Genomic DNA, 23,642 nt, shown 5'->3' on the forward strand with positions numbered 1-23,642 from the left:
ATCGGATCAATGGTCTTCAGTGGCCCAGATCGTCCCCAAGAGGAAATATGGAGGGATATTCGATGCATGAAGTCAATGAAGTCCGGCATCTAAGCCGGTTAACCGGTATCTTTGAGGAGAGCGATTTCCTGATGCCGCTGTTTCGGCTCGCAGCGGAATTTAGCCCGCATCCGTATTATATCGGAGCGGGCTGCTTGATGCAGACGGTCTGGAACCGGCTCACGGGCCGGCCTTCGCTGCATGGCATTTCGGATGTCGACTATGTTTATTTTGATGCTTCCGATACCGGTTATGAAGCTGAGGATGAGATGGTGAGAGCGGCGAGGTCGCGGTTTGCCGGACTGGCCGTTCCGGTCGATGTCAAGAATCAGGCTCGCGTGCACCTCTGGTATCCGGAGAAATTTGGTGTGCCGCTCGATCCCTACGCCTCGCTTGAGGAAGCGGTCGCCAGTTGGCCGACACCCGCTTCGTCGCTGGGCGCGCGGCTGGAGCCGGACGGAAGCTGGACCGTGTGCGCTCCCTTCGGGCTAGTCGATCTCTTCGCGCTTACAGTCAGGCCGAACCGGCGGCTTGTGACAAGAGAGGCTTATCTCGCCAAGGCGGAGAAATGGAGCAGGCTCTGGCCGGAGCTTGTCGTTCTGCCCTGGGATGCCTAGCTCGCTGCTGGATCGGGCTGAATTATCCCGGTCCTGATTCATCCAGACCTTGAGACATCCTGCTCCTGAGTCACTCTGATCATGAGTTATCCTGCTCCTAAGTCACTTTATCCCTGATTCATTCTGCTCCTGAGTCATCCTGATCCGGAGTCATTCCGCTCCTGAGTTATCCGGGGCCACTTCCCCTAAGCTGGCTTCACACGGGAACCCAAAGCCGCCCGGATTGCACATCCATTTATGCCTTCCGCTTTGCTTCCGGTATGAGATGCTTCATCCTAAGCGTTCAGACCTTTTCGTGCCGCCGCCAGCAGATGCGGACTCATGCCGAGCAGACTTTCCTGCGTCTCAAACGCGGAACCCAGCTCCAGCAGCATCTTGCGGCTGTTCGGCTCGTTCCATTTATCCTCCAGGGCCGGCACAATCCAGAGCGGTCCTTCCACCGCGAACAGCTCCGGCTGCTCAAAGCCGGCAGCCCCGACTTCTTCCCTCAACTCCTCCGGCAGATGAAAAAAAGCTCGGGCAATGAAGCCCGGATATTCCTCCGGCCGGATATGCTGGCCCTCCTCCAGCTCGCGTTCGATCATCGAACGGAAGGGCGGTTCCTCCAGCACCTCATTTTTTTGACCGAATACGGACAGGCCCCAAAGGGTGGAACTGAACCTTGAGATCGACGCTGCCAGCAGCATTCCGCCGGGCTTCAGCAGTCTGAGGGCTTCCTTAAGGGCGTCAAGGCGCTCCGACCGGTCTGTCAAATGATAGAGCGGTCCCATCAGCAGCACGATATCGGCACTATCGGAGGGACGGTTAATCGCCCGGCCGTCTGCTTGCTCAATAGAAGCCAGCGGGGGCAAGCTTCCTGTCTTCTGGATATCCGTCGCATAAGCCACGGAAGCGGAGGAAAGGTCGAATAAGTGAGCTTCATGTCCAAGTCCCGCCAGCCATCTTGAATATTCGCCGATTCCACCTCCAATGTCATAGATCGTAGCGGCGTCCGCCGGCAAGTAGCGGGAAATGATCTCCTTGCTTCGCTCCCATTCAATGACGCCAATCCCTCTTCGGAGACGTCCAATTTCCGCTCCCGCATCATAATAGTCTCTAATCTGCTGTAAGCCATCATTTCGATTCTTCATCCCCAGCCCTCCAAAGAATACCTTTAAGCCATGCTCCCCGCTGTGTCACATTTAACGTTTCACATTTTTCGTTCATCCAGGCGTGCCTGTTAAGATTTGTAGAAACATGGTACACTGTGTTCAATAAAATCCGCGACCGGGCAAGCCGCGGGCCTGTCTGACACCGGGATCGCGCAGGGGGTTGTCCGAATTGAAGTGGGAAGAATTACGGAAGCTGTATCCCAATCAGTATGTGTTGTTCTCCGTCCTTGCCTTTCAGCAGAAGGGGACCCGGAGAGAGATCGAGGAGGTCGAGCCGATCCGGACGGTTGCGGAGCAGGATGTCTCTGCCGAATTTAACGGTGCTGGTCCCGGCAGGCTTGTCTATCATACCTCCAGCCGGATTTGCGTCATTCGGGTTCGCCGCCGGAGGGCGAAGCGGGTGAGACGCCAAAGAAGCAAATGAGCCGGGTCCGAAAGCCCTGATTGCGGTCCTGGCAGGGGGAGGATGAACAGCCTTGAATCCGGTAACTGATTATTATGAACAATATGACGAAGATGTCCGGCTGAAACGGGATCATTCCGGGAAGCTGGAGTTTTTGACCACAACGCATCTGCTGGATCGTTACCTCGCTTCGAATCATGCCTTATTGGATCTTGGCGCCGGCACGGGCATCTATTCGTTCTATTACGCGGATAGAGGGAACGCGGTAGTTTCGACCGATTTGACTCCCAAGCATGTGGAGGTCATTCAGGAGCGTATCCAGGCCGGGGGCTATGACGGCATGAGTACCCGGATAGCGGACGCCTCGGATCTGTCTTATTTTGAGGATGGCAGCTTTGACGCCGTATTGTGCCTGGGTCCGCTGTACCATTTGACGGACACCGCGCTTCAGAACCGTTGCCTAAGCGAAGCCTTGCGGGTGTTGAAGCCGGGAGGAATTCTGGCGGCGGCTTATGTTAACAAGTTCTTCATTTTTCCCTATCTGGTCAAGAGAGACCGGCGGTTCCTGAAGGAAAGCTGGATGGAACGGCTGCTGGAGCAGGGGAGGATCAGCGCGGCGGACGAGGATTGCTTCTGGACAGATGCTTATTTTCACACTCCGCAGGAAATCGAGGATTTGATGGACGGGCATGGCATAGTCAAGCTGGAGCATGCAGGAACCGATGGAATCAGTGTCATGCTGGAGGAACGGGTAGACGAACTGGACGATAAGGAATTCGAGCTCTGGATGGCGTACCATCTGCGAACCTGCTCGGAGCCGTCGATACTCGGAATCAGCAATCACGGACTCTATATCGGGCGAAAAGCGTGAGAACAAGGGCTGGAAGGATATGAGGCACCGGCGGCATTTTTATAATAAAATTGCATCCCCACGTCCCTCTCCATGACTGTTTGATGCACCCGTACAGGTCTGGAGCCCGAAGCAGCCGATCATCCGGCAGGGGATGACCCCTCGCTCCCGATACTCCAAACACAAAAGACAGGCTCCATAGCGGAACCTGTCTTCTTTCATTATGCGGCAGGCCGGTACTCGCGCTCTGCAAGCCGATGTTCGGCTCTACCGCTGCCACAAAAGGCGATTCTCATTTCGCTTCAGCTTAAGTCCTGAACGGCTTCATCCTACTCCGGCACACGGAGCAAGCCCTGGCCCTTCGGAAGATGCCGCGCCAGCCAATCCAGCATATCTCCGATGACCTGCGAGCGATTGACCTCATGCAGAACCTCATGACGTCCGCCGTCGTACAGCTTCAACTCAACATCGCTGATGCCGCGCTCCCGGTACAGCCCGGCAAGCTTGCGGACGCCATTCCCGTTGAAGCCGACAGGGTCCTCGGTTCCCGAGAACAGGTACACCGGCTTGTCTCTGCACAGTCCCTTCAGAGTCGCGGAATCATGTATATTCTGAAGCAGCCGGAAGAAGTCCCGAAAGAACCGGGTGGTGCAGATGGCTCCGCAGTACGGATCGGAGACGAAGCGGTCCACCTCTTCCGGATCGCTGCTAAGCCAGTCGAAGGAGGTGCGGGCCTTCGGGAGCGCCCGGTTGTTGCCGCCGAACACGAGCATATTCAGCAGGAAGCTCCGGTGCAGTTCCCCGGACAGCATGGCCTGGGCTTTGGCCAGAGTCTCTCCGAACCGCAGCAGGCCGCGAGGCCCGTTGCTTCCGGTCAGCAGGAAGCCGCTGTAATAGCGGCTTCCCGGGCTGCACATCACCTTCTGCGACAGAAAGGAGCCCATGCTGTGTCCGAGCAGGAACAGCGGAAGGCCCGGATGGCGCTGCTTGGCGATTCCGGCAATCTGAAGCATGTTGCGGACCATCCAGTAGAACCCGTCCCGGCCCGCATCGCCGAGCATTGTAATTTCGCCGGCGGTCAGACCGTGACCACGGTGATCGCCGGCATATACGGCATATCCCGCCCCGGTAAGGCGGGCAGCCGTTTCAGCGTAGCGCGCCGCCGTCTCGCACATGCCGTGTGCAATCTGAACGATTCCGCGTACGAGGGCGCCTGTGTCGGGAAGCCATACATACACATGTACGGCTACGCCCACAGGGTCCGTCATGGTAAAGGGTTCTTCCCTCACGGTTCATCCTCCTGTGCAGGCATGGGCGGCGATGCCGGCGTACCCGCCTTGAGTTTTCTTGCTCCTGCTGCTTGGCCGAATCCAATCTAAGGAGACCTCAATTATACTTGGCCAAGCTCCCCGTCTTAAGGCAGGTACGAGCGAAGCAGCGTGGACTGCCCTTCGATCGAATAGGAGCCGAGCGTTGCCGGAAGCAGGTAGCATTCGCCGGCCGCATACGGCTGGGAGCCGCCTTCCCATACAAGATGGCCGCTGCCTTCGCAGATGACAAGCACGGTGAAGCTTTCCTTATCGGCCTCAAGCTTCCATTCGCCGTTCACGATGCCTTTTTCCACGATAAAATACGGAGAGCGGGCCAGCTCCAGCCACTGTCCCGGCACAGCGCCGTCCGTCTTCATGGAAGTCGCGCCGGCACCTTCATAAGCCGTTACGTTAAGGGAGTCCTCGATGTGCAGCTCGCGAGGCTTGCCGTCCAGTCCCGGACGATTATAATCAAAGATCCGATATGTAGTATCGGAGTTCTGCTGAATTTCAGCCACAACTACGCCCGCGCACAGCGCATGGACCGTGCCGGCCGGAATGTAGAAGGTGTCGCCTGCGGATACCGGAACTTCCTGAAGGAGATCCATCACGGTGCCGTCTTCCAGCGACTTGGCCAGACTTTCGCGGCTCACGCCTTCCTTGAGGCCGTAGATGATCTTGGCGTCCGGTTTGGCGTCGAGCACATACCACATTTCAGTCTTGCCCAGTTCGCCCTTCGGCAGACCTTCATAATCGTCAGTAGGGTGAACCTGGACGGACAGATTGTCGTTGCAGTCCAGCAGCTTGATGAGCAGCGGGAACCTGGAGCCGTCTTCGGAGTGGCCTTTGCTGCCGAACCACTCGCTGCCGAAACGCTCGCGGATCTGGTCCAATCCAAGACCGGCCAGCTCGCCGTTGACTACGGACGATACGCCGTTCGGATGGTCGGCGATCATCCAGCCTTCGCCGATATGGCCCTCGGGCAGATTGAGACCGAAATTCTCCAGGGCTCTGCCGCCCCATACCCGTTCCTTGAATTCAGGTTGAAACTTTAATGGATAAGGTTTCGTCATGATTTCTTCTTCCTCTCCGTGTCGGATTGAATAATCTTTGTATATCAAAAAGAAAGGCTCCTATCTGATCAGGCAGCCAAGAACCTCTCTTGTTGAACGGGGAAACGTATTGTCTGATGCGGATGCCCTAGGCCGGTACGGCAGCTCAGTTCCTTTTTTTCTCTACGGCGACCACATAAGGAGCAGTGCTGCGCTGCAGCTGCCGGTACACGATAGCTCCGGCCGAACGCTGCGGCAGGGAGGCGGCCCACTCCTCCACCGCCGCAGCCTCAAGCTCCCCGCCCGGATGTCCCGGATAGAGAACGGCGGTGATGATCCCGCCTGGGCGGAGCATGTCCAGGGATGCTGCAAGCGCAGCCACGGAGCTGTCCGGCAGCGTAATGATGCTCTTGTCCGACTCCTCGCCGGGATAGTAACCGAAATTGAACATCACAGCATCCACGCCTCCCTGCCAGGAAGAAGGCAGGACCTGCTTCATGGCGTCATGGCTCTCCAGCAGCAGCGTGGAGGCGGCCAGCTTGGCTCCTTCTTCCCGGGCCCGCTGCAGACGTTCTTCGGCGCTGCGCAGCGCTTCGCTCTGAATGTCGAAGCCGTATACCGCGCCCTTCGGACCCGCCGCCTTGGCGAGGAACAGAGTATCCGCTCCTGTCCCCACGGTGCCGTCTATAGCGCGGCCTCCAGGGCCGAGGCGTTCTTCCACCAGCTTGTGGGCATAGCTCAGCACGGAGAGAAATCCCATCAGCGTGTTCTCCAGTACTTGCCCTGCCACGTATCCCTGCGTGCCAGTTCGTCGTCGATGGCATTCAGCACTTCCCATTTCTTGAGGCTCCACATCGGGCCGATCAGCAGGTCGCGCGGCGCGTCGCCTGTCAAACGGTGAACAATCATTTCCGGCGGCAGCATTTCCAGTGAATCGGCGATCAGCTTGACGTACTCGTCCTGCTCCAGGAAGCGGAGCAAGCCGGCCTCGTACTGCTTGACCATCGGCGTCTTGCGCATTAGATGAAGCAGATGGATTTTGATGCCCTGTACATCCATCTGCGAGACGGCGGATACGGTCTCAAGCATCATTTCATGGGTCTCCTGTGGAAGGCCGTGGATGATATGGGTGCACACGCGGATGCCCCGGCTGCGCAGCTTGGCCACAGCCTCGCGGTAGCAGTCCGTATCATGCGCCCTGTTAATAAGAACGGAAGTGGACTCATGAATGGTTTGAAGTCCCATTTCGACCCACAGATACGTTCTGCGGTTCAAATCGGCCAAATAATCCACGACATCATCCGGCAGGCAGTCGGGACGCGTGGCGATGGATAGTCCGACGACTCCGGGCTGCTCCAAAATGACCTCGAAGTATTCCCGCAGCTCCTCGACGGGCGCATACGTGTTAGTATAGGCTTGAAAATAGCCGATATATTTAGCGTTCGGCCATTTCTGATGCTGACGGTCGCGGACGGTGTTAAACTGGGTTACCAGATCATCGCGGCGTCTTCCCGCAAAATCGCCCGAACCCCGCGCGCTGCAGAAGGTGCAGCCGCCCTTGGCGATCGTGCCGTCCCGGTTGGGGCAGGTAAATCCGGCATCCAGCATCACTTTGAATACCTTTTCCCCGAACATCTCGCGCATTTCGTAGTTCCAGGTGTGAAACCGTTTATCTCCCCACAGCGGCGCTGAGGAAGGAGTTTGAAGTATAGTCATGGACGTCTCCTTTTTTTGGTAAGCCGGCATTTTGCATAATTCGATTAAAAACGCTTGAATATTGTTGGTGTTGAAATAAATGATCGTGTTCATTGTATCAAAAAAAGCAGGCAAGCGTAACATCAAGATGCTAAGCGGTTATCCTAAAAAAAGTTATAGCTGGCAGATGGAGAAAATCTGCGCCGCCAAGCGGTTTTTTGAATAATTTATTTTCAAAAATAGGGCTTGAGTCGGAGAAGAAATACTTGAAATTACTTACACGTCATGTTATATTTTAAGTAGAAATCGCTTGATTCAAATCCATGAAATGAATTGAATTCATAATCCCCTGTCGTCCGGTCCATACTATAACCGTGAGGTGATATCTACATGAATTCTCAAACAGTCAACCCTGTAGGTAAAGGTCCAATTGATGTTCAGCTGACTCCAGATGAAGCGCTTGCTCTTACAGGAGTAGAATTTAAAGGAAATCCAAAGATCAAAACCGAGGCTCAGCGGAAGATTCGCAACGCATTCGAGAAGACATTTGATTTTCATACAGAAGCAAGATAGACTATAGTTTGTTGAAAAAGGGACCCCAATTCCAATCCAACAGAGAAGGAATTTCCGCAAGGCCTCCGGCTTCCCGGGTGCGCTCTTGGGAAATTCCTTTTTTCTTTTGTAAATCTCCCGAATGCTTGGAACTAAGGCGTGCCTTCATCATTTATCTTTACTTTTGGGGGTAAATTAGGCACAATATTGCAAGGAATTATGATTGGATGGCCTGAAGGCGAAAGGAGTCAGCATGCGTTTACGCGGTAGAAAAGGAATAAGAGAGAATCTGGAGGAGCAGACCGATCTGGTTGTGCTTGATCCCAGATCATATAAGGGACAGTGGTCGAAGCTCTTTGGCAATGACCATCCGATTTATGTCGAGTTCGGCATGGGGAAGGGACAGTTCATCAGCCGGATGAGCCATAGATACCCGGAGATCAACTTCATCGGGATCGACATGTATGATGAACTGATCCGGCGCGCTTCGGAGAAAGCACGGGACATCTGGGAGCCGGAGGGGGTTACAACGCCGCCCAATTTGAAGCTGGCGCTGGCCAATATTGAATATGCGGAGGAAGTATTCGCCGAAGGCGAGCTTGAGCGTATTTATCTGAACTTCAGTGATCCGTGGCCCAAATCGAAGCATGCGCGGCGCAGACTGACGCATCCCCGTTTTCTGGAGAAATACCGGATGCTGCTGAACCCGCTCGGTGAAATTCATCAGAAGACCGATTCGCGCAGCCTGTTCGAGTTCTCGCTGAACGCTTTTGCCGATTTCGGGCTGCAAATGACGAATATATCCCTGGATCTGCATGCGGGCGGCATTAATGAAGAGCATGTCATGACCGAGTATGAGACGAAATTCGTCGGACAAGGGATTCAGATTCACCGCTGCGAGGCGATTGTCGGGGCGGACGCGCTTGAACGGTACAAGGCGTCAAGACTCGACAAATATAGAATGTAAGGGAAAGCGAATACGAGCACAACGAATAAGGCCCCTGGATGCATCGGAGGGCCTTATTGGGTTGTACCCGGAAATCCGTGGCTATGCCTGTTCCGGTTATTTTAACTCCGGTTATTTCAGCATTTCCAGAATGCTCTGGGCGCTCTGCTGCGGGTTGTACTTCGCGATGCTTGCCAGGTGGGCCTTGCGCTTGGTCTGGAATCCGGGCCGGTCGCTCAGCAGCCTGTCCATCCATTTGGCGACAACCTCCAGCGACAGAATCGGCTCGCCGAGCCCAAGCGAGGTGAAATACCGGCTGTTCTCTTCCTCCTGGCCGGGAAGGGGATGGTAGAAGAGCATCGGAATGCCCTTGGCCAGCCCTTCACTGCAGGTCATGCCTCCCGGCTTCGTCACCAGGAGATCGGATACCTCCATCAGCTTGTCGACCTCCTTCGTGAAGCCGATGAGCGAGATATTCGGATGATCAAAGTGCGAGTCGTTCCGCATCTCCTCCAGCAGTTCCTCGTTGCGCCCGGTGCAAAAAACAAGCTGAACCCGGTCCCGCCAGCCTGCGATAAAATGATTCACTACCTGGTCGTTCATAATCCCCCAGCCTCCGCCCATGACAAGAACGGTGGGCATGTCCTTAAGTCCGAACCTCTGCAGGATGTCTTCACGGCTTGGATGCTCCCAGAATGAGGGGTGCACCGGGATGCCCGTCACTCTGATTTTTCCGGGCGAGACCCCTTTCAGGAGAAGCTTGGTTCTTACTTCCTGGGTCGAGACCAGGTAGCGGTCCACTTCCCGGCTGATCCAGGTGGCATGCGCGTCGTAATCGGTGATGACCGTGCAGAGCGGAGTCTTGAAGGAAGGGTCCAGCCGCTTCAGCCGGGATATGACCGCGCTCGGAATGAAATGGGTGCAGACGATGACATCCGGGCGAAGCTGCTGAACAATATTTTTCATATGGGTATAAAAAAGCCGATGCAGGGCAAGCGTGGTAAGACGATTGAACGATTTCTGATGCTTGTATACATACCCCATCAGCTTGGGACGGGTTAACACCGTCTTGCGGTAGGCGGACAGAATCAGCGGTCCGATTCGGGGGTTCAGGAAGTTGCCCGGCTCAAGGACCCGGGTCTGTATGTTCGGCGACAGCTGCCGGAGGCTGCTGGAGAGGGCATAGGCTGCCTGGGTGTGCCCTGCTCCAAAGCCCTCGGACAGCAGCAGTATTCGTAGTTTGCGCATATATGTCGTTCACCTGTTTCCCAATTGTAAGCATTGTGCATGAATCTATGGCGTGATTCAACCCAGCAATGCTGCATACTATTGAACTAACGTTAACAGGTTTTAGCTCCACCATGCAACCGCTGCGGCCGCGACCACGGTCCCGATCAACGCGCCGGCGGCAACGTCGGACGGATAATGCAGACCGAGATAAATCCGCGAGAAGCCTACGAGAACGGCGACGGGCAGCAGAATGAATGCGAGCGGAGGATATGCGGCCATATAGGGTACGGTGGCGGCAAACACCGCTGTCGTATGCCCGGACGGAAACGAATGGTCCTTCAGCGGATTGCGGAAGGTATTCGTGCCGGGGAGAGCCAGATAGGGCCGGATTCGCGGATACATTCTTTTGGCGACGGCGACGGGAAAATGACTGACCACAATCGCAGCCAGAGCCTGCTGTACCGGCTGTTTAAGGGTCTGCGGGGCAACTACCCAGACGATAAGGCTGATGCCAAGCGTGGCGGTGGCGCCGCCCAGATGAGTCAGATAAAAGAGCCAAAAGTTCAGATAGCGGTTGTGCAGACGTCCGTTAATCCATTGAAACAGGCGGCGCTCCGCAGTAAGCAGTTTTGTTATTCCAGGTCTCATATTCGGTCCCTCCGCTGTAACGGCCGCCGGACGAGCCGGCGAGATTTAGGATAACCCGCTTAAGCCTTTATAACTACTCTCATCATACGTTTTCAAATATGGCGATTTCAAGAAAAAGCTCGATTTCAGGAGAAAAATGACAGCTTTGACTTGACGTGCCCAAAGCCGTACAATGATTCAAGCGGCTTCTCCACGTTTATTATGGTAGCAGAGAAAATCAAGCGGTTTGTTAAATCAAATCACGCTTATTACATTACCTCTAAACGTTTAAAAACAAATTAAAACGGATAAGCGCTGTATGAAGGTTTCTTCGTTCGCAGCAAAGGGTCATTCAACACACTTAAGGGTCAGAGAAAAAAAGAACCTGAACCTAAAAAGGGGGCATCACCGGATCATGACAGACGCAATTTTTGTATCGCTCCAAGCCATCTTGGCGCTGATCGCCATCTATCAGTTTGGCTTCTCGCTGTTCGGATTGCGCAAGAAAAAGAAAAAGGAGCACTTTCCGCCGCAGAAATCTTTTGCGGTGCTGGTAGCAGCCCACAACGAAGAAGAGGTTGTTGGCGCGCTTATGGAGAATCTCAAGCAGCTTAACTACCCGAAAGAGCTGTACGACGTATTCGTTATCTGTGATAACTGTACGGACAACACGGCGAAGATCGTCCGTGAGCATGGCATGAACGCCTGCGTGCGCGTCAACCCGGATCTGCGCGGCAAGGGCTATGCCATTGAATGGATGCTCAAGAACCTGTGGAGCATGCCGCGCCAGTATGACGCTGTCGTGATGTTCGACGCTGATAATCTGGCGCATACGGATTTCCTGATTGAAATGAACAACGACCTGTGCACCGGCGCTAAGGTCATCCAGGGCTACATCGACACGAAGAACCCGGAGGATTCCTGGATTACTGCTGCTTACGGTATTTCATACTGGTATATCAACCGGCTGTGGCAGCTGTCCCGCCACAATCTCGGGATGGCCAATTTCCTTGGCGGTACAGGCATGTGCTTTGAGACGAATCTGCTGAAAGAAATGGGCTGGGGAGCGACGAGTCTGGTCGAGGACCTGGAGTTCACGATGCGGAGCGCTTCCAAGGGTGTATATCCGAGATTCAACTACGACGCCAAGGTGTTCGACGAGAAGCCGCTCACGTTCAAGGCTTCTTCCAGACAGAGACTGCGGTGGATGCAGGGTCACTTCACTGTCGCGCGCCGTTATTTCTTCCCTCTGCTGTGGCAAAGCGTGAAAGAACGCAGCCTCACGAAATTCGATCTTGCGCTGTATGGCGTGAATGTCTACATCGTGCTGCTGACGTTCCTGATGACTGCGGTTATGTGGATCGACAGCTCGCTGCTCGGGGGACCGCATATCGCGAATCTATACGGACATTTGCCGATGTGGCTCAGCTATGCCGCCATCGCTGCCAATGTCTTCACTTTCTTCGTTTCGATGATTCTGGAGAAGGTGAAGTTCAAGAAGGTGTATCTCTACATGCTGCTGTTCCCGATTTACCTGATCTCCTGGTATCCGATTACGTTCTATGCTTTCTTCACCCAGAACAACAAGCAGTGGAGCCACACCAAGCATACGCGCGTCGTACGGCTTGAGGAAGTGCAGAGCAAGCAGGGCTAGCCGGGTTATCCATTGAAGCGGAAACGGGAAAATAATCCGAAATAAAGATTGACAATACTCTGCTAAGAGTGTAGACTATTCAAGTGCGCTAAACTTAGAGATTACAAGCAGAAGCACCGGCTTCTCACCTGAACGGCCATTGGCCGGCTGGTTTTGATCTCAATGCTTTATGAATGCTGTTAATTCATGAACGTTGATCAAACGGGTTGTCGGTAATTGCCGGCAGCCCGTTTTTAATGAAAGAAGCTGTTGTAATGAAAGAGCCATTTAGATCCGGAGGTGGAGAGTTATCAGTAAGGAACATATGATCAATGATGAAATTCGGGCGAAAGAAGTCCGTTTGGTTGGTGCGGAAGGAGAACAAATCGGGATTAAACCGATCCGCGAAGCGCTGCAGATGGCTATCGATCTGAATCTGGATCTGGTCAACGTTGCACCGCAAGCGAAGCCGCCGGTATGCCGCATCATGGATTACGGCAAGTTCCGTTATGAGCAGCAGAAGAAAGAGAAGGAAGCCCGCAAGAATCAGAAGATCGTGGATATCAAGGAAGTCTGGTTCCGCGCGAACATTGAAGAACACGACTATCAGACGAAGTTCCGCAATGTGGTCAAATTTTTGAATGAAGGCGACAAGGTGAAATGTTCCGTCCGTTTCCGCGGACGCGAAATTACCCATGCGAATATCGGTCAGAAAATTCTGGAACGCGTGAAGTCGGAAGTGGCCGAAATCTCCGTTGTGGAACGTCAGCCCAAGCTGGAAGGCCGCAGCATGATCATGATCCTGGCGCCGAAATCTTCTTAAAGAACCATTATTCCCGAGGAGGAAACACAATGCCTAAAATGAAAACTCACAGCAGCCTGAAAGGCCGCTTCAAGATCACTGGAACCGGTAAAGTAACCCGTTACAAAGCGTACAAGAACCACCTGCTGTCCCACAAATCCAAACGTGCGAAGCGCGTACTGGGAACCAACCCTGAAATGGCTCCTGGCGATGTAAGACGCCTGAAACAAGGCCTTGCTAACCTGAAATAGTATTTCCTTACTGAAATAACCGGGCTCTCGTATGAGGCATGGTTATAGAAGTCCCGGATTTGGCGAAGCCCAAGCGAGGGTCACAGATCGGCATATTATCATCTGATGGCGCCGTGAACGGCGGCATGGATGTCTACATTTATTTGGGAGGTTTATTCAAATGGCAAGAGTTAAAGGCGGCATCGTCGTACGTCGCAAACATAAAAAAGTTCTGAAACTGGCAAAGGGTTACTTCGGTTCCAAGCACCGCATTTTCAAGACCGCCAAAGAGCAGGTCAACAAATCCCTGGTCTACGCATACCGTGACCGCCGCCAGACCAAGCGCAACTTCCGCAAGCTGTGGATCGTGCGTATCAATGCTGCAGCTCGCCTGAACGGCCTGTCCTACAACAAGCTGGTTCATGGTCTGAAGCTGGCTGGTGTGGACATCAACCGCAAAATGCTGGCCGATCTGGCTGTTAACGACCTGAACGCATTCAACTCCCTGGCTTCCGTAGCCAAAGAGAAGATCAACGCGTAAGCCAGGCACCGACAAATGAAAAGCACCGCGCCGGGTATCCCGGAGAGCGGTGCTTTTTAATGTGAATGAACATGCCGCTTTCGCGCTTTCCGGGGTTTCCCGCAAAGGTACATGAATCCGCTTCGAAGCCCGAGCCCCACTTAGTGGGGCTATTTGGCGGCGGATTTTCATTCCCAATATTTGGTGGTGGTGAGCTTGGAAGCCAAGTTCTTGCTCGCTGCGCGTCTTACCTTGCGGTGCTCCGCGCGTTCCTCGGCGAGATCGCTGATCAGCTTCTCTTCCTCTGTCTCCGGAATAACGGCAGGAACCGGGCTTGGAGCCCCGTCCTGGCCGACCGCCACGAAGGTGAGGAATGCGGTTGCCGCTACGGCGCGTTCACCGGTGTACAGATTCTCGGCGATGACTTTGACGAAGACTTCAATGCTGGTTCTTCCGGTCCAGGAGACAAAGGATTCGAAGCAGAAGGAGTCGGTCGGACGGATCGGGAGGAGGAAATCGACAGAATCGGTGGAGGCGGTAACGACGTTGCAGCGGCAGTGACGCATGGCTGAGATGGAGGCCACTTCGTCGATGTTGCTCATCAGCTTGCCGCCGAAGAGGGTTTTATGATTGTTAATGTCATTCGGGAAGACTCTTCCCGTCTTGAACACGCGTGACTCCCTGCAATATTTTGAAGCCGGGACGGCCGGCTGGGAGGATTCACTCATGATATCGGCTTCCTTTCCGTGTAATGATAAGCCTTAATAATAATAGAATTCGCCAATTCGCGCAATACTATTAATAATGTCTCTGGACGCTGCAATTTTGCTCGACTATATTTGACATACTTTGGGTGGTTATCTAACATAATAGGTCAGAGTAAGCGATTTCTTGAAGAAAAATGCAAATTTTATTTAACCTTCGGTCATTAAGTGACTGGATTTTACCTATTCTACCCGTTATAATTTGATTCAATGGCATGTCCAAATGAGAGTATAGAAGACATCCAAAATCTAAGGGGGATCTCAATCGATGAAAAAAGTTATGAAGCTGTCTCTCGTTATGCTGCTTGCTTTCACGGTCATCCTGGCCGGTTGTGGCAAGAACAATAACAACGCGGGCAACAACGCGTCCGGAGACACTGGTACCAACACAGGCACTAACGCAGCTGCTAACACGGCAGCCAATACAGGAACCGGCGAAGCAACAACAGATAACTCGAACATTAAAATCGGTATGGTTACCGACGTAGGCGGAGTTAACGACAAATCGTTCAACCAATCCGCTTGGGAAGCTCTCCAGGCTCTTGAGAAAGAAAGCGGCATTAAAGTTCAATACCTGCAAAGTAAGTCCAATGCTGATTATGAACCGAACCTGAACCAATTCGTGAAAGACGGTTACGCCCTGACTTGGGGTATCGGATTTGACCTCGGGGACGCTGTGAAGAAAGTAGCTACCGAGAATCCGGATGCCAAGCTGGCGATCATTGATAGCGTGGTAGACGCTCCTAACGTTGAGTCCGTTACCTTCTCCGAGAACGAAGGCTCGTTCCTCGTAGGCGTGGTAGCAGGTTTGACTACGAAGAGCAACAAGGTTGGCTTCATTGGCGGTATGGAAAGCCCGGTAATCAAACGCTTCGAAGCCGGCTTCAAAGCAGGCGTTGCAGCGGTTAATCCTAGTGCTAAAGTAACAGTTACCTATGCAGGTGCTTACGACAAGCCTGATACGGGTAAATCCCTTGCAGCAACGCTTTATGACGCAGGCAACGACATCATCTTCCCGGCTGCAGGCGCAACTGGCAACGGTGTATTCAACGAAGCTAAATCCCGCAACAAAGCAGGCGGCTCGAAGGTTTGGGTAATCGGCGTCGACAAAGACCAATCCCTTGAGTTCGGCGATGACGTAACACTGACTTCCATGGTTAAACGCGTAGACGAAGCGGTTAAGACGGTTTCCAAGCAAATCATGGACGGCACGTTCAAGGGCGGTACGACAACCGTTCTGGGTCTGAAAGACAACGGGGTAGGTCTGCCGGATACGTCCAAAGCTAACGTAAGCGCGGATATCCTGGCTAAAGTTGACGACTACAAACAACAAATCATCGATGGCAAGATTACCGTTCCTAGCGAGTAATCCTGCTCCATCGGTAACCAAACGAATACTTTGAATATGAGGAACAAGGCCGGTTCTATAACTGGCCTTGTTCTCAGTTAAACAGCAGATGCGGTACTTGGGGCCTGGCTATGATGCGGGCCCATCCGTATGCCTAGAGCAGTTAAGAAGGTAACGGCTGGCCTTCCTTAGAGGAATGTCCAGTTATGCTTATTATGAGTATTTCATTCTGTAATGAGGGTGATTCCATGAGTGCTGCGGCTCCTGTCGTAGAGTTGAAGCAAATCACAAAACGATTTCCCGGTATTGTCGCCAACGACTCCATCAGTCTCACGCTCGAAAAAGGCGAGATTCACGCTCTTCTCGGTGAGAATGGGGCGGGCAAATCCACATTGATGAACATTGTATTCGGGCTGTATCAGCCTGATGAAGGCAGTATTGAAGTTGGCGGGAAACCGGTTGTCATCGACAGTCCGAACCGAGCTATTGAGCTTGGGATCGGGATGGTGCATCAGCATTTCAAGCTGGTGGAGCCGTTCACCGTAACTGAGAACATCATCCTTGGAATGGAGCCGAAGAAAGGCCTTAAAATCGACTATAAATCCGCAGCGGAGCAGGTCCGCAAGCTGTCGGAGCTGTACGGTCTTCAAGTGAATCCGCATGCCAAAATCCACGATATCTCGGTCGGTATGCAGCAGCGGGTTGAAATCATGAAGACGTTGTACCGCGGCGCGGATATCCTTATATTTGACGAACCGACCGCTGTGCTGACCCCTCAGGAGATCAATGAACTGATGGCCATCATGAAGCGTCTGGTCGCCGAAGGCAAGTCCATCATTCTGATCACTCACAAGCTGAAGGAGATTATGTCCATTTCAGACCGTGTTACGATCATCCGGCGCGGTAAAGTGATTGATACGGTCAAGACCTCCGAGACGAATCCGAACGAGCTGGCGGAGAAGATGGTTGGCCGCGGCGTTTCGTTCAAGATCGACAAAGAGGAGCCGAAGATTGGCGGCACTGTCCTGAAGGTGGACGGCGTGAACAGCAAGAACAAAGAAGGCATTTCTGTCTTGAATCACTTGAGCTTTGAAGTCAAGGCTGGAGAGATTCTGGGCATTGCCGGGGTCGACGGGAACGGGCAGAGCGAGCTGATCCAGGCGATTACCGGTCTCCGCAAAATCGATTCGGGCTCCATTGAGGTCGAGGGCCGCGAAATCGCGAATCTGTCACCACGCAAAATATCGGAGTTGAACGTTTCCCATATCCCGGAGGACCGCCACAAGCACGGGCTTGTGCTCGACTTCACCTTGAGTGAGAACATGGTTCTGGAAACCTATTATAAGCATCCTTATAACCGCAACGGTTTTATGAATTTCGATCTTATCGATAAGCATGCGGAAGAGCTGGTTCAGGCGTTTGACGTGCGTACGCCGTCGATTCAGAACAAAGCGCGCTCTTTGTCGGGCGGTAATCAGCAGAAGGCGATTATTGCTCGGGAAATAGACAAGAATCCTACACTGCTGATTGCGGCTCAGCCGACCCGCGGACTTGACGTAGGGGCTATTGAATTTGTTCAGAAGCAGCTGGTAGCCCAACGGGATCAAGGCAAGGCCGTACTGCTCATCTCATTTGAGCTGGATGAAATCATGAACGTATCCGACCGGATTGCCGTCATCTACGAAGGACAGATTGTCGGAGAGGTTTATCCGAAGGATACAAATGACCAGGAGCTTGGACTCATGATGGCGGGCAGCCTGAAGCGGGGAGGTAAGAAGGTTGAACAAGTTTAGAAAAATATTATCCGGCGACAGCTACATCGTGCCGCTGGTGGCGATTGTGCTCGGCTTCCTCGTCGGAGCCGTCGTCATGCTGATCGGCGGTTATGATCCGATCGCCGCATACAGTGCGCTGTTCAAGCGCGTATTCGGTAGTGCCTACGACTTCGGCGAAGCGATCCGCGAGATGACGCCGCTTATGCTGACAGGCCTGTCCGTGGCCTTCGCATTCCGTTCCGGCATGTTCAACATCGGGGCGGACGGACAGGTGCTAATCGGCATGACCGTAGCTTCCGTCATCGGCATCAAGCTCGCTGGTATGCCGTCATTTCTGCTTGTTCCGCTGGCAATCATCGGAGCAGCCCTGGGCGGCGGCCTGTGGGCCGGTATTGCAGGCTACCTGAAGGCCAAGCGGGGCATTAATGAAGTTATCACGACGATCATGTTGAACTGGATTGCACTGTATTTCGCGAATTATATCGTGCGGAATTTCCTGCTGATTCCAGGACAGAACCGTTCGGAGGATATTCCGGCATCCATGTCCATGACTTTCTTGAACTCCCTCTTTGACAATGCCCGTCTTCACTGGGGCACGATCATTGCGCTTCTTGCCGCTGTGTTCTTCTACGTCTATCTCTGGAAGACGAAGCAGGGCTACGAAATGCGCGCGGTCGGTCTCAATCCGCATGCGGCCGAATATGCGGGCATGAACGTGGGCCGCAACGTTATGAAGGCCATGTTCATCGCCGGCGTGTTCGCAGGCCTTGCCGGCGCAGGCGAGGTGCTGGGCGTGTTCCATTACCAGTCTGTATTCGCTGCGTCGCCTGGCTACGGCTTTGACGGCATCGCCGTCGCGCTGCTCGGTCTGACCCATCCGTTTGGGGTCATTCTTGCCGCCATTTTGTACGGTATGCTGACTTATGGTTCAGCGGGCATGAGCTTTAATGCGGACGTGCCGCCGGAGCTTATCCGGATCGTGATCGGGTCCATTATTTTCTTCATTGCGGCCCAGGGTATTGTGCGCTTTGTGCTCAAGCCGTTTTATTTCAAGCGCAAGAAAGAGAAGGTGTTATAGATGGATCTGACCACGCTGGGCCAAATGCTCAATACGACGCTCGTATTCTCCACAGCGCTCATATTTGCCTCTCTGGGCGGCATCTTCTCTGAACGTTCGGGCGTAGTCAACATCGGAATTGAAGGTCTGATGACCTTTGGCGCCTTCGCGGCAGCTGTCGGCGGTTATTATGCCGAGGACGCCGGTCTTGGCGCCTGGGCTCCCTGGATCGGTGTGCTCTGCGCCATGGCCGTGGGCGTGATCGGCGCGCTGATTCATGCCGTCGCTTCGATCACCTTCAAGGCGGACCAGACAATCAGCGGTACGGTAATCAACTTCCTGGCGGCGGGCAGTACACTGTATATGGTCAAGCTGCTGTTTGAAGGGGCTGGTGAAAGCCCGCTGATCAATGGCTTCGACAAATATGCCATTCCGGGGCTGTCCAAGATTCCGGTAATCGGTCCCGGACTCTTCAACAACTATCCGACGACCTATCTGGCTATCATCCTGGTAATTGTTGTATATCTGGTACTGTTCAAGACGCCGTTCGGTCTTCGCCTGCGGGCGGTAGGCGAGCATCCGAGCGCAGCCGATACGCTTGGCGTCAAGGTCAATCGGATGCGGTACATCGGCGTTATGCTCAGCGGCCTCCTGGCCGGCATCGGCGGTGCGACCATTACGCTTACGACGACCGGAACGTTCGCTCATAACACCATTTCCGGACAGGGCTTTATCGCGATCGCCGCGATGATCTTCGGCAAATGGAATCCGCTTGGCGCGTTCGGCGCCGCGGTCTTCTTCGGCTTCTCCCAGGCGATCCGCAACTATGTGCAGCTGTTCGGATGGTCCCAGAATATCCCTCAGGAATTTATCTACATGATTCCGTATGTGCTGACCATCATCGTTCTCGTCAGCGCGGTAGGCCGCTCCTCGGCGCCCAAGGCGCTGGGCCAGCCCTACGATCCAAGCAAACGGTGACGCTATGCGTCTTCGGCACGGCGCCGGAGATTACGCATACGTCTCTCTGCAACCGCATGTACCGGCTATGTCCGGAGCATGCGGTTGTTTGCATATGGACGTTTGCATTTCGGTCATCTGGAGTGGGCGGATATACAGGCGCTCTGAGGACAGAAGGCATACACTGCTCTTGAACACAGCATAACGGTCTGTAATACAAGTGGAGCCAAGTCTTTGCGGCTGGGCAGCAGAGCGCGGGACGAGGCTCTCCATTGGCTTTGGCCGGAAATATGCTGTTCAAGTCAAGAGTCAAGAGGAGGGATATTATGGCACAACGGGTGACCAAGAAGCAAGTAATAAAGCTGGTGGGCAAAAATATCATAGCGGTGAAAAAGGATGGCACCAGCGTAAGCGGCAGACTGGTCCGCGTCTCCGGCAATCGTCTGATCGTTGAACCACGCAAAGGCAAAAAAGTGCAAACCAAAGCGCTGATCCCGCTGGTCCTGTTCGATCTGCTTGCCATAGGAACGGCACCTTATGTTTACGGCTATCCCGGATACCCCGCCTACCCTGCTAAACCATATGGCGCTGGATACGGCCACGGTTACGGACCGGGCTATGGCCCTGTCGGTCCTTATCCATACAGACCGTTCTAACCAAAGGTTTTAATATGCAGGTAACTTATAAGCCGGGCGGAAAAAAGCGCTTCTCCATCTCATAGCACATGCTTTGCGGCGAATAGCGCATAATGGAATAACCTAGCTTCTCGTAAAAGGAAAGACCGGCAGTATTTCCGATATCCACGGCAACCTTGGAGCGCAGGCAGCCGCGTGATAATGCAAACCGCTCCGCATGATCCATAAGCAGATTGCCCCAGCGCTTCCGCTTGGCGGGAGCGGCGACGGCCAGCATATCGATAAACAGCAGGTCTCCGTGCAGCAGGAAGTGGACAAATCCCAGCGGATTGCTGTCATAATCGGAGCTGGCCACCAGAGTAACTCCCCGCCCGAGACGGCGCGGGAGTTCTTTTTTGATCTGAATCAACGCTTTTTCGGACAGATGGGATAACGGTACAAGCTCGGTCTCAATCAGACGATGGATGGTTATATCATCCTGTTTGGGTCTGCGGTAGCGAATCACGATGCTCCCCCCTTCCACTTTGGTCATATATCATATGTCCGGCAGGGGGTTCCAGGTTCCGCAGGGACTGCGACAAAATAAAGGGATTGACTAACCGTGTAAGGAATCATATAATGTGTCTAAACATTTTATTGACTATATGTAACGGCAATGAAGAGGACGAAGTTTTAAGGGCTCTTTTGACCAGAGAGCGGGTGGAACAGCTGAAACCACCGCCAAAACCCCTTATATACGAGCTCACCTCGGAGCTGTTCTCCTGAAAGGTCCGCTTGCTTCAAGGGCGGAATTATTAGGGAGAATCGTTTGATCCGCGTTACGGATTTCGGGTTGCAAAGATCGGCTTACGCCAACATCGATGGGTTTTTGCATACCTGCCAAGGCATTGCATCGCGAGATGCTCTGCAAAAATGGGTGGTACCACGGAAGCTCAGCCTTTCGTCCCTCACACGCTTATGCGGTTAGTGGGGGGCGAAAGGCTTTTTGTTGTGTGCCGGAACGTTCTGATGAAAATGGCGATCGTCGTTTGTTATAGAAGACTGACAAATTGCAAGGAGGATGACTGAATGATGACGCAAATACCGGAAGCACGGTCGACTGAGGAGCTGCGGGAGAAATGGCAAACGCCGGAAGTGATTACCGGCTCGGAAATTCTGCTCCGCAGCCTGGTGCTGGAGGGTGTCGATACCGTGTTCGGATATCCGGGCGGCGCCGTTCTGTATATTTACGATGCGCTCTATGGATTTACGGATTTCAACCATGTGCTGACCCGGCATGAGCAGGGAGCCATTCATGCGGCGGACGGTTACGCAAGAGCGAGCGGCAAGGTAGGCGTCTGTATCGCCACCTCCGGTCCGGGCGCAACGAACCTGGTCACCGGTATTGCGACGGCTTATATGGACTCGGTCCCGCTGGTAGTAATTACCGGCAACGTCTTCTCCAGCCTGATCGGCACGGACGCATTCCAGGAAGCGGATATTACCGGCATTACGATGCCGATAACGAAGCACAGCTACCTGGTTCGCAGCGTGGAGGATCTGCCGCGGGTTATCCACGAGGCCTTCCACATCGCGTCCACCGGACGCAAAGGCCCGGTGCTGATCGATATTCCGAAGGACGTATCCGCTGCGAAGACGCTGTTCACGCCGGCTAAGAACGTGAACCTGAGAGGCTACAACCCGCGCACGGTTCCGAACAAGCTTCAGCTTGACAAGCTGGTTCGCGCCATCTCCGAAGCGGAGCGGCCGATCATTATCGCCGGCGGCGGCGTCATCTACTCCGGAGCGCATGAAGCGATGTATGAATTCGTGAAGCGGACCGAGATTCCGATCACGACAACGCTGCTTGGATTAGGCGCATTCCCGAGCGGCAACGAGCTGTGGCTGGGCATGCCGGGCATGCACGGCACCTACGCCGCGAACAACGCGATTCAGCAGTGCGATCTGCTGATCAACATCGGCGCCCGGTTCGATGACCGGGTGACAGGCAAGCTGGACGGCTTCGCACCGCACGCCAAGATCGTCCACATCGACATTGACCCGGCCGAGATCGGCAAGAACGTGACGCCGGACATTCCGATTGTCGGCGATGTCAAGACCGTGCTTGAAATGCTGATTCCGGAAGTGGGCCGCGCTTCGAAGGCCGATGCCTGGAGAGAGCAGCTCTCCAAGTGGAAGGCGGAGAAGCCGCTTCGCTACAACGACACGGAAGACGTGCTGAAGCCGCAATGGGTCATCGAGCTGATCAATGACACGACCAAAGGCGAAGCGATCGTAACGACAGACGTCGGCCAGCATCAAATGTGGGCTGCGCAGTACTACAAGTTCAACCAGCCACGGTCCTGGATCACCTCGGGTGGACTCGGAACGATGGGCTTCGGTTTCCCGTCGGCCATCGGCGCCCATTTTGCCAAGCCGGACCGGCTGGTCGTATCGATCAACGGCGACGGCGGCATGCAGATGTGTTCCCAGGAGCTGGCGATCTGTGCCATCCATAATATTCCGATCAAAATCGTTGTAATCAACAACCAGGTGCTCGGCATGGTGCGCCAGTGGCAAAATCTCATTTACGAGAAGCGCTACAGCTACACGGATCTCGCCGGCAGCCCGAACTTTGTGAAACTGGCCGAAGCATACGGCGTGAAGGGAATCCGGGCCACTACTAAGGAAGAAGCAAGAACGGCCTGGGAGGAAGCTCTGAATACACCGGGACCGGTGCTGGTGGAATTCCTCGTCTCGAAGGACGAGAATGTCTACCCGATGGTAACCCAGGGCTCGACCATCGATCAAATGCTGATGGGGGATGAAGAATAGTGGCAAGAAACACCATTTCCGTGCTGGTCAACGACCAGCCCGGAGTACTTCAGCGGGTGTCCGGCCTGTTCGGCCGGCGCGGTTTTAATATTGAGAGCATTACGGTAGGCCAGTCCGAGGAGACAGGGCTCTCCCGGATGGTCATCGTCACGCTGGGTGACGAAGAACAGCTGGAACAGATCGAGAAGCAGCTCTACAAGCTGATCGATGTTATCAAGGTGGTGGATCTCAGCTCCAAGCCGATGGTTGCACGCGAGCTTGCGCTGATCAAGGTGAAGGCCGATCCATCGGAAAGGCCGGAAATCATGGGTGTTGTCGAGACGTTCCGCGCGTCCGTCGTCGATATTGGCAGCACCAGCCTGCTGGTGCAGGTTGTCGGGGATACGCAGAAGATCGACGCAATGATCGAGCTGCTGAAGCCTTACGGTATCCGGGAGCTGTCCCGCACCGGCGTGACGGCCATGATCCGCGGCAACGTATAAGGCAGCGTAAGCTTATAAGAAGGAAAATATTGAAAACCTTGAGGATGCTCCCGATGAGAGCCGCCTGAAGCGGGATTTTGAACCGGCAGCCCTTTAATTTACGGCTTTAACGAATTACTGCTTTTTGGCGCTATAACTAGAGGCCTGATACAC

The 23,642-nt window shown here is 54.0% G+C and carries 25 protein-coding genes; 16 read left to right on the plus strand and 9 right to left on the minus strand.

Annotation, left to right across the window (positions count from 1 at the left end):
• Nucleotides 1–62: 62 nt before the first annotated feature.
• On the plus strand, nucleotides 63–656 hold the full coding sequence (locus PSTEL_RS06975) for a nucleotidyltransferase family protein (protein ID WP_038694405.1): 594 nt from the start codon (nucleotides 63–65) through the stop codon (nucleotides 654–656).
• A 275-nt stretch (nucleotides 657–931) separates the two neighbouring features.
• Here PSTEL_RS06975 and PSTEL_RS06980 read toward each other — a convergent pair whose 3' ends face one another.
• On the minus strand, nucleotides 932–1,786 hold the full coding sequence (locus PSTEL_RS06980; RefSeq protein WP_038694406.1) for a class I SAM-dependent methyltransferase: 855 nt from the start codon (nucleotides 1,784–1,786) through the stop codon (nucleotides 932–934).
• Between the two features lie 190 nt (nucleotides 1,787–1,976).
• Between PSTEL_RS06980 and PSTEL_RS06985 the strand changes: the two genes are divergently transcribed.
• Together PSTEL_RS06985 and PSTEL_RS06990 are read left to right on the plus strand one after the other, a co-directional pair.
• Complete coding sequence (locus PSTEL_RS06985; protein WP_038694407.1) at nucleotides 1,977–2,231, plus strand: hypothetical protein; 255 nt, start codon at nucleotides 1,977–1,979, stop codon at nucleotides 2,229–2,231.
• Between the two features lie 52 nt (nucleotides 2,232–2,283).
• On the plus strand, nucleotides 2,284–3,081 hold the full coding sequence (locus tag PSTEL_RS06990; RefSeq protein ID WP_038694408.1) for a class I SAM-dependent methyltransferase: 798 nt from the start codon (nucleotides 2,284–2,286) through the stop codon (nucleotides 3,079–3,081).
• A gap of 308 nt (nucleotides 3,082–3,389) precedes the next feature.
• Here PSTEL_RS06990 and PSTEL_RS06995 read toward each other — a convergent pair whose 3' ends face one another.
• The 4 genes from PSTEL_RS06995 to mnmL form a co-directional block, all read right to left on the minus strand.
• Complete coding sequence (locus PSTEL_RS06995; RefSeq protein ID WP_179944917.1) at nucleotides 3,390–4,349, minus strand: alpha/beta fold hydrolase; 960 nt, start codon at nucleotides 4,347–4,349, stop codon at nucleotides 3,390–3,392.
• A gap of 125 nt (nucleotides 4,350–4,474) precedes the next feature.
• Nucleotides 4,475–5,443, minus strand: a complete 969-nt coding sequence (locus PSTEL_RS07000; protein WP_038700303.1) for a type I phosphomannose isomerase catalytic subunit — start codon at nucleotides 5,441–5,443, stop codon at nucleotides 4,475–4,477.
• Nucleotides 5,444–5,588: 145 nt separating this feature from the next.
• On the minus strand, nucleotides 5,589–6,182 hold the full coding sequence (gene mnmM, locus PSTEL_RS07005) for a tRNA 5-(aminomethyl)-2-thiouridylate-methyltransferase MnmM (RefSeq protein ID WP_038694409.1): 594 nt from the start codon (nucleotides 6,180–6,182) through the stop codon (nucleotides 5,589–5,591).
• Nucleotides 6,182–7,138, minus strand: coding sequence for a tRNA modification radical SAM protein MnmL/YtqA (gene mnmL / locus PSTEL_RS07010; RefSeq protein WP_038700306.1), 957 nt, complete (start codon nucleotides 7,136–7,138; stop codon nucleotides 6,182–6,184). Before mnmL ends, mnmM begins: the two co-directional genes overlap by 1 nt.
• 369 nt (nucleotides 7,139–7,507) lie before the next feature.
• On the opposite strand from mnmL, the gene PSTEL_RS07015 reads away from it, so the two are divergent.
• Together PSTEL_RS07015 and trmB are read left to right on the plus strand one after the other, a co-directional pair.
• A complete protein-coding gene (locus tag PSTEL_RS07015) occupies nucleotides 7,508–7,690 on the plus strand; it encodes a hypothetical protein (protein ID WP_038694410.1) in 183 nt (60 codons plus the stop codon).
• 232 nt (nucleotides 7,691–7,922) lie between these two features.
• Nucleotides 7,923–8,636 carry a tRNA (guanosine(46)-N7)-methyltransferase TrmB gene (gene trmB, locus PSTEL_RS07020; protein WP_038700307.1) on the plus strand — a complete coding sequence of 238 codons (714 nt, stop codon included), beginning with the start codon at nucleotides 7,923–7,925 and terminating at the stop codon, nucleotides 8,634–8,636.
• Nucleotides 8,637–8,747: 111 nt separating this feature from the next.
• Here the strand turns inward: trmB and PSTEL_RS07025 are convergent, their stop codons facing one another.
• On the minus strand, nucleotides 8,748–9,863 hold the full coding sequence (locus PSTEL_RS07025) for a UDP-N-acetylglucosamine--LPS N-acetylglucosamine transferase (protein WP_038694411.1): 1,116 nt from the start codon (nucleotides 9,861–9,863) through the stop codon (nucleotides 8,748–8,750).
• Nucleotides 9,864–9,965: 102 nt separating this feature from the next.
• On the minus strand, nucleotides 9,966–10,493 hold the full coding sequence (locus tag PSTEL_RS07030; protein ID WP_038694412.1) for a phosphatase PAP2 family protein: 528 nt from the start codon (nucleotides 10,491–10,493) through the stop codon (nucleotides 9,966–9,968).
• A gap of 394 nt (nucleotides 10,494–10,887) precedes the next feature.
• Between PSTEL_RS07030 and PSTEL_RS07035 the strand changes: the two genes are divergently transcribed.
• The 4 genes from PSTEL_RS07035 to rplT all read left to right on the plus strand — a co-directional run bounded on the left by PSTEL_RS07035 (nucleotide 10,888) and on the right by rplT (nucleotide 13,678).
• Nucleotides 10,888–12,126 (plus strand): glycosyltransferase family 2 protein, encoded by a 1,239-nt coding sequence (locus PSTEL_RS07035; protein WP_038694413.1) that lies wholly within the window; start codon nucleotides 10,888–10,890, stop codon nucleotides 12,124–12,126.
• Between the two features lie 304 nt (nucleotides 12,127–12,430).
• Entirely contained in the window at nucleotides 12,431–12,928 is a 498-nt protein-coding gene (gene infC / locus PSTEL_RS07040) for a translation initiation factor IF-3 (protein WP_038694414.1), read from the plus strand.
• A gap of 29 nt (nucleotides 12,929–12,957) precedes the next feature.
• Entirely contained in the window at nucleotides 12,958–13,158 is a 201-nt protein-coding gene (rpmI, locus tag PSTEL_RS07045) for a 50S ribosomal protein L35 (RefSeq protein WP_025692214.1), read from the plus strand.
• Between the two features lie 160 nt (nucleotides 13,159–13,318).
• Complete coding sequence (rplT, locus tag PSTEL_RS07050) at nucleotides 13,319–13,678, plus strand: 50S ribosomal protein L20 (RefSeq protein ID WP_038694415.1); 360 nt, start codon at nucleotides 13,319–13,321, stop codon at nucleotides 13,676–13,678.
• A 167-nt stretch (nucleotides 13,679–13,845) separates the two neighbouring features.
• On the opposite strand, the gene PSTEL_RS07055 is transcribed toward rplT, so the two are convergent.
• Nucleotides 13,846–14,385, minus strand: coding sequence for an acyl-CoA thioesterase (locus PSTEL_RS07055; RefSeq protein WP_038694416.1), 540 nt, complete (start codon nucleotides 14,383–14,385; stop codon nucleotides 13,846–13,848).
• Between the two features lie 304 nt (nucleotides 14,386–14,689).
• On the opposite strand from PSTEL_RS07055, the gene PSTEL_RS07060 reads away from it, so the two are divergent.
• The 5 genes from PSTEL_RS07060 (at nucleotide 14,690) to PSTEL_RS07080 (ending at nucleotide 20,214) form a co-directional block, all read left to right on the plus strand.
• The gene (locus tag PSTEL_RS07060) at nucleotides 14,690–15,790 is read left to right on the plus strand and encodes a BMP family lipoprotein (RefSeq protein WP_038694417.1); all 1,101 of its coding nucleotides are present in this window, start codon (nucleotides 14,690–14,692) and stop codon (nucleotides 15,788–15,790) included.
• 227 nt (nucleotides 15,791–16,017) lie between these two features.
• Nucleotides 16,018–17,562 (plus strand): ABC transporter ATP-binding protein, encoded by a 1,545-nt coding sequence (locus PSTEL_RS07065; RefSeq protein ID WP_038694418.1) that lies wholly within the window; start codon nucleotides 16,018–16,020, stop codon nucleotides 17,560–17,562.
• Nucleotides 17,549–18,622: an ABC transporter permease gene (locus PSTEL_RS07070; RefSeq protein ID WP_038694419.1), complete on the plus strand. Its 1,074-nt coding sequence runs from the start codon at nucleotides 17,549–17,551 to the stop codon at nucleotides 18,620–18,622. Before PSTEL_RS07065 ends, PSTEL_RS07070 begins: the two co-directional genes overlap by 14 nt.
• The gene (locus PSTEL_RS07075; protein WP_038694420.1) at nucleotides 18,623–19,579 is read left to right on the plus strand and encodes an ABC transporter permease; all 957 of its coding nucleotides are present in this window, start codon (nucleotides 18,623–18,625) and stop codon (nucleotides 19,577–19,579) included.
• Nucleotides 19,580–19,884: 305 nt separating this feature from the next.
• Nucleotides 19,885–20,214 (plus strand): hypothetical protein, encoded by a 330-nt coding sequence (locus PSTEL_RS07080; protein ID WP_038694421.1) that lies wholly within the window; start codon nucleotides 19,885–19,887, stop codon nucleotides 20,212–20,214.
• A gap of 25 nt (nucleotides 20,215–20,239) precedes the next feature.
• Here the strand turns inward: PSTEL_RS07080 and PSTEL_RS07085 are convergent, their stop codons facing one another.
• Complete coding sequence (locus PSTEL_RS07085; protein WP_342666557.1) at nucleotides 20,240–20,725, minus strand: GNAT family N-acetyltransferase; 486 nt, start codon at nucleotides 20,723–20,725, stop codon at nucleotides 20,240–20,242.
• Nucleotides 20,726–21,261: 536 nt separating this feature from the next.
• Here PSTEL_RS07085 and ilvB point away from each other — a divergent pair.
• Together ilvB and ilvN are read left to right on the plus strand one after the other, a co-directional pair.
• Nucleotides 21,262–23,007 carry a biosynthetic-type acetolactate synthase large subunit gene (gene ilvB, locus PSTEL_RS07090; protein WP_038694423.1) on the plus strand — a complete coding sequence of 582 codons (1,746 nt, stop codon included), beginning with the start codon at nucleotides 21,262–21,264 and terminating at the stop codon, nucleotides 23,005–23,007.
• Nucleotides 23,004–23,489, plus strand: a complete 486-nt coding sequence (ilvN, locus tag PSTEL_RS07095; RefSeq protein WP_038694424.1) for an acetolactate synthase small subunit — start codon at nucleotides 23,004–23,006, stop codon at nucleotides 23,487–23,489. The genes ilvB and ilvN overlap by 4 nt, the downstream gene beginning before the upstream one ends.
• Nucleotides 23,490–23,642: the final 153 nt, after the last annotated feature.

It is taken from the genome of Paenibacillus stellifer, assembly GCF_000758685.1.
GTDB lineage: Bacteria > Bacillota > Bacilli > Paenibacillales > Paenibacillaceae > Paenibacillus_AQ > Paenibacillus_AQ stellifer.

Coding starts and splice junctions, on each gene's coding strand:
- infC (WP_038694414.1), top strand. CDS start 12,431: ATGATCAATGATGAAATTCGGGCGAAAGAAGTCCGTTTGGTTGGTGCG.
- ilvB (WP_038694423.1), top strand. CDS start 21,262: ATGATGACGCAAATACCGGAAGCACGGTCGACTGAGGAGCTGCGGGAG.
- PSTEL_RS07015 (WP_038694410.1), top strand. CDS start 7,508: ATGAATTCTCAAACAGTCAACCCTGTAGGTAAAGGTCCAATTGATGTT.
- PSTEL_RS06980 (WP_038694406.1), bottom strand. CDS start 1,786: ATGAAGAATCGAAATGATGGCTTACAGCAGATTAGAGACTATTATGAT.
- PSTEL_RS07030 (WP_038694412.1), bottom strand. CDS start 10,493: ATGAGACCTGGAATAACAAAACTGCTTACTGCGGAGCGCCGCCTGTTT.
- rpmI (WP_025692214.1), top strand. CDS start 12,958: ATGCCTAAAATGAAAACTCACAGCAGCCTGAAAGGCCGCTTCAAGATC.
- rplT (WP_038694415.1), top strand. CDS start 13,319: ATGGCAAGAGTTAAAGGCGGCATCGTCGTACGTCGCAAACATAAAAAA.
- PSTEL_RS07055 (WP_038694416.1), bottom strand. CDS start 14,385: ATGAGTGAATCCTCCCAGCCGGCCGTCCCGGCTTCAAAATATTGCAGG.
- PSTEL_RS07035 (WP_038694413.1), top strand. CDS start 10,888: ATGACAGACGCAATTTTTGTATCGCTCCAAGCCATCTTGGCGCTGATC.
- PSTEL_RS07000 (WP_038700303.1), bottom strand. CDS start 5,443: ATGACGAAACCTTATCCATTAAAGTTTCAACCTGAATTCAAGGAACGG.
- trmB (WP_038700307.1), top strand. CDS start 7,923: ATGCGTTTACGCGGTAGAAAAGGAATAAGAGAGAATCTGGAGGAGCAG.
- PSTEL_RS07080 (WP_038694421.1), top strand. CDS start 19,885: ATGGCACAACGGGTGACCAAGAAGCAAGTAATAAAGCTGGTGGGCAAA.
- PSTEL_RS07065 (WP_038694418.1), top strand. CDS start 16,018: ATGAGTGCTGCGGCTCCTGTCGTAGAGTTGAAGCAAATCACAAAACGA.
- PSTEL_RS07085 (WP_342666557.1), bottom strand. CDS start 20,725: ATGACCAAAGTGGAAGGGGGGAGCATCGTGATTCGCTACCGCAGACCC.
- PSTEL_RS07025 (WP_038694411.1), bottom strand. CDS start 9,863: ATGCGCAAACTACGAATACTGCTGCTGTCCGAGGGCTTTGGAGCAGGG.
- PSTEL_RS07075 (WP_038694420.1), top strand. CDS start 18,623: ATGGATCTGACCACGCTGGGCCAAATGCTCAATACGACGCTCGTATTC.
- PSTEL_RS06975 (WP_038694405.1), top strand. CDS start 63: ATGCATGAAGTCAATGAAGTCCGGCATCTAAGCCGGTTAACCGGTATC.
- mnmL (WP_038700306.1), bottom strand. CDS start 7,138: ATGACTATACTTCAAACTCCTTCCTCAGCGCCGCTGTGGGGAGATAAA.
- mnmM (WP_038694409.1), bottom strand. CDS start 6,182: ATGGGATTTCTCTCCGTGCTGAGCTATGCCCACAAGCTGGTGGAAGAA.
- PSTEL_RS07060 (WP_038694417.1), top strand. CDS start 14,690: ATGAAAAAAGTTATGAAGCTGTCTCTCGTTATGCTGCTTGCTTTCACG.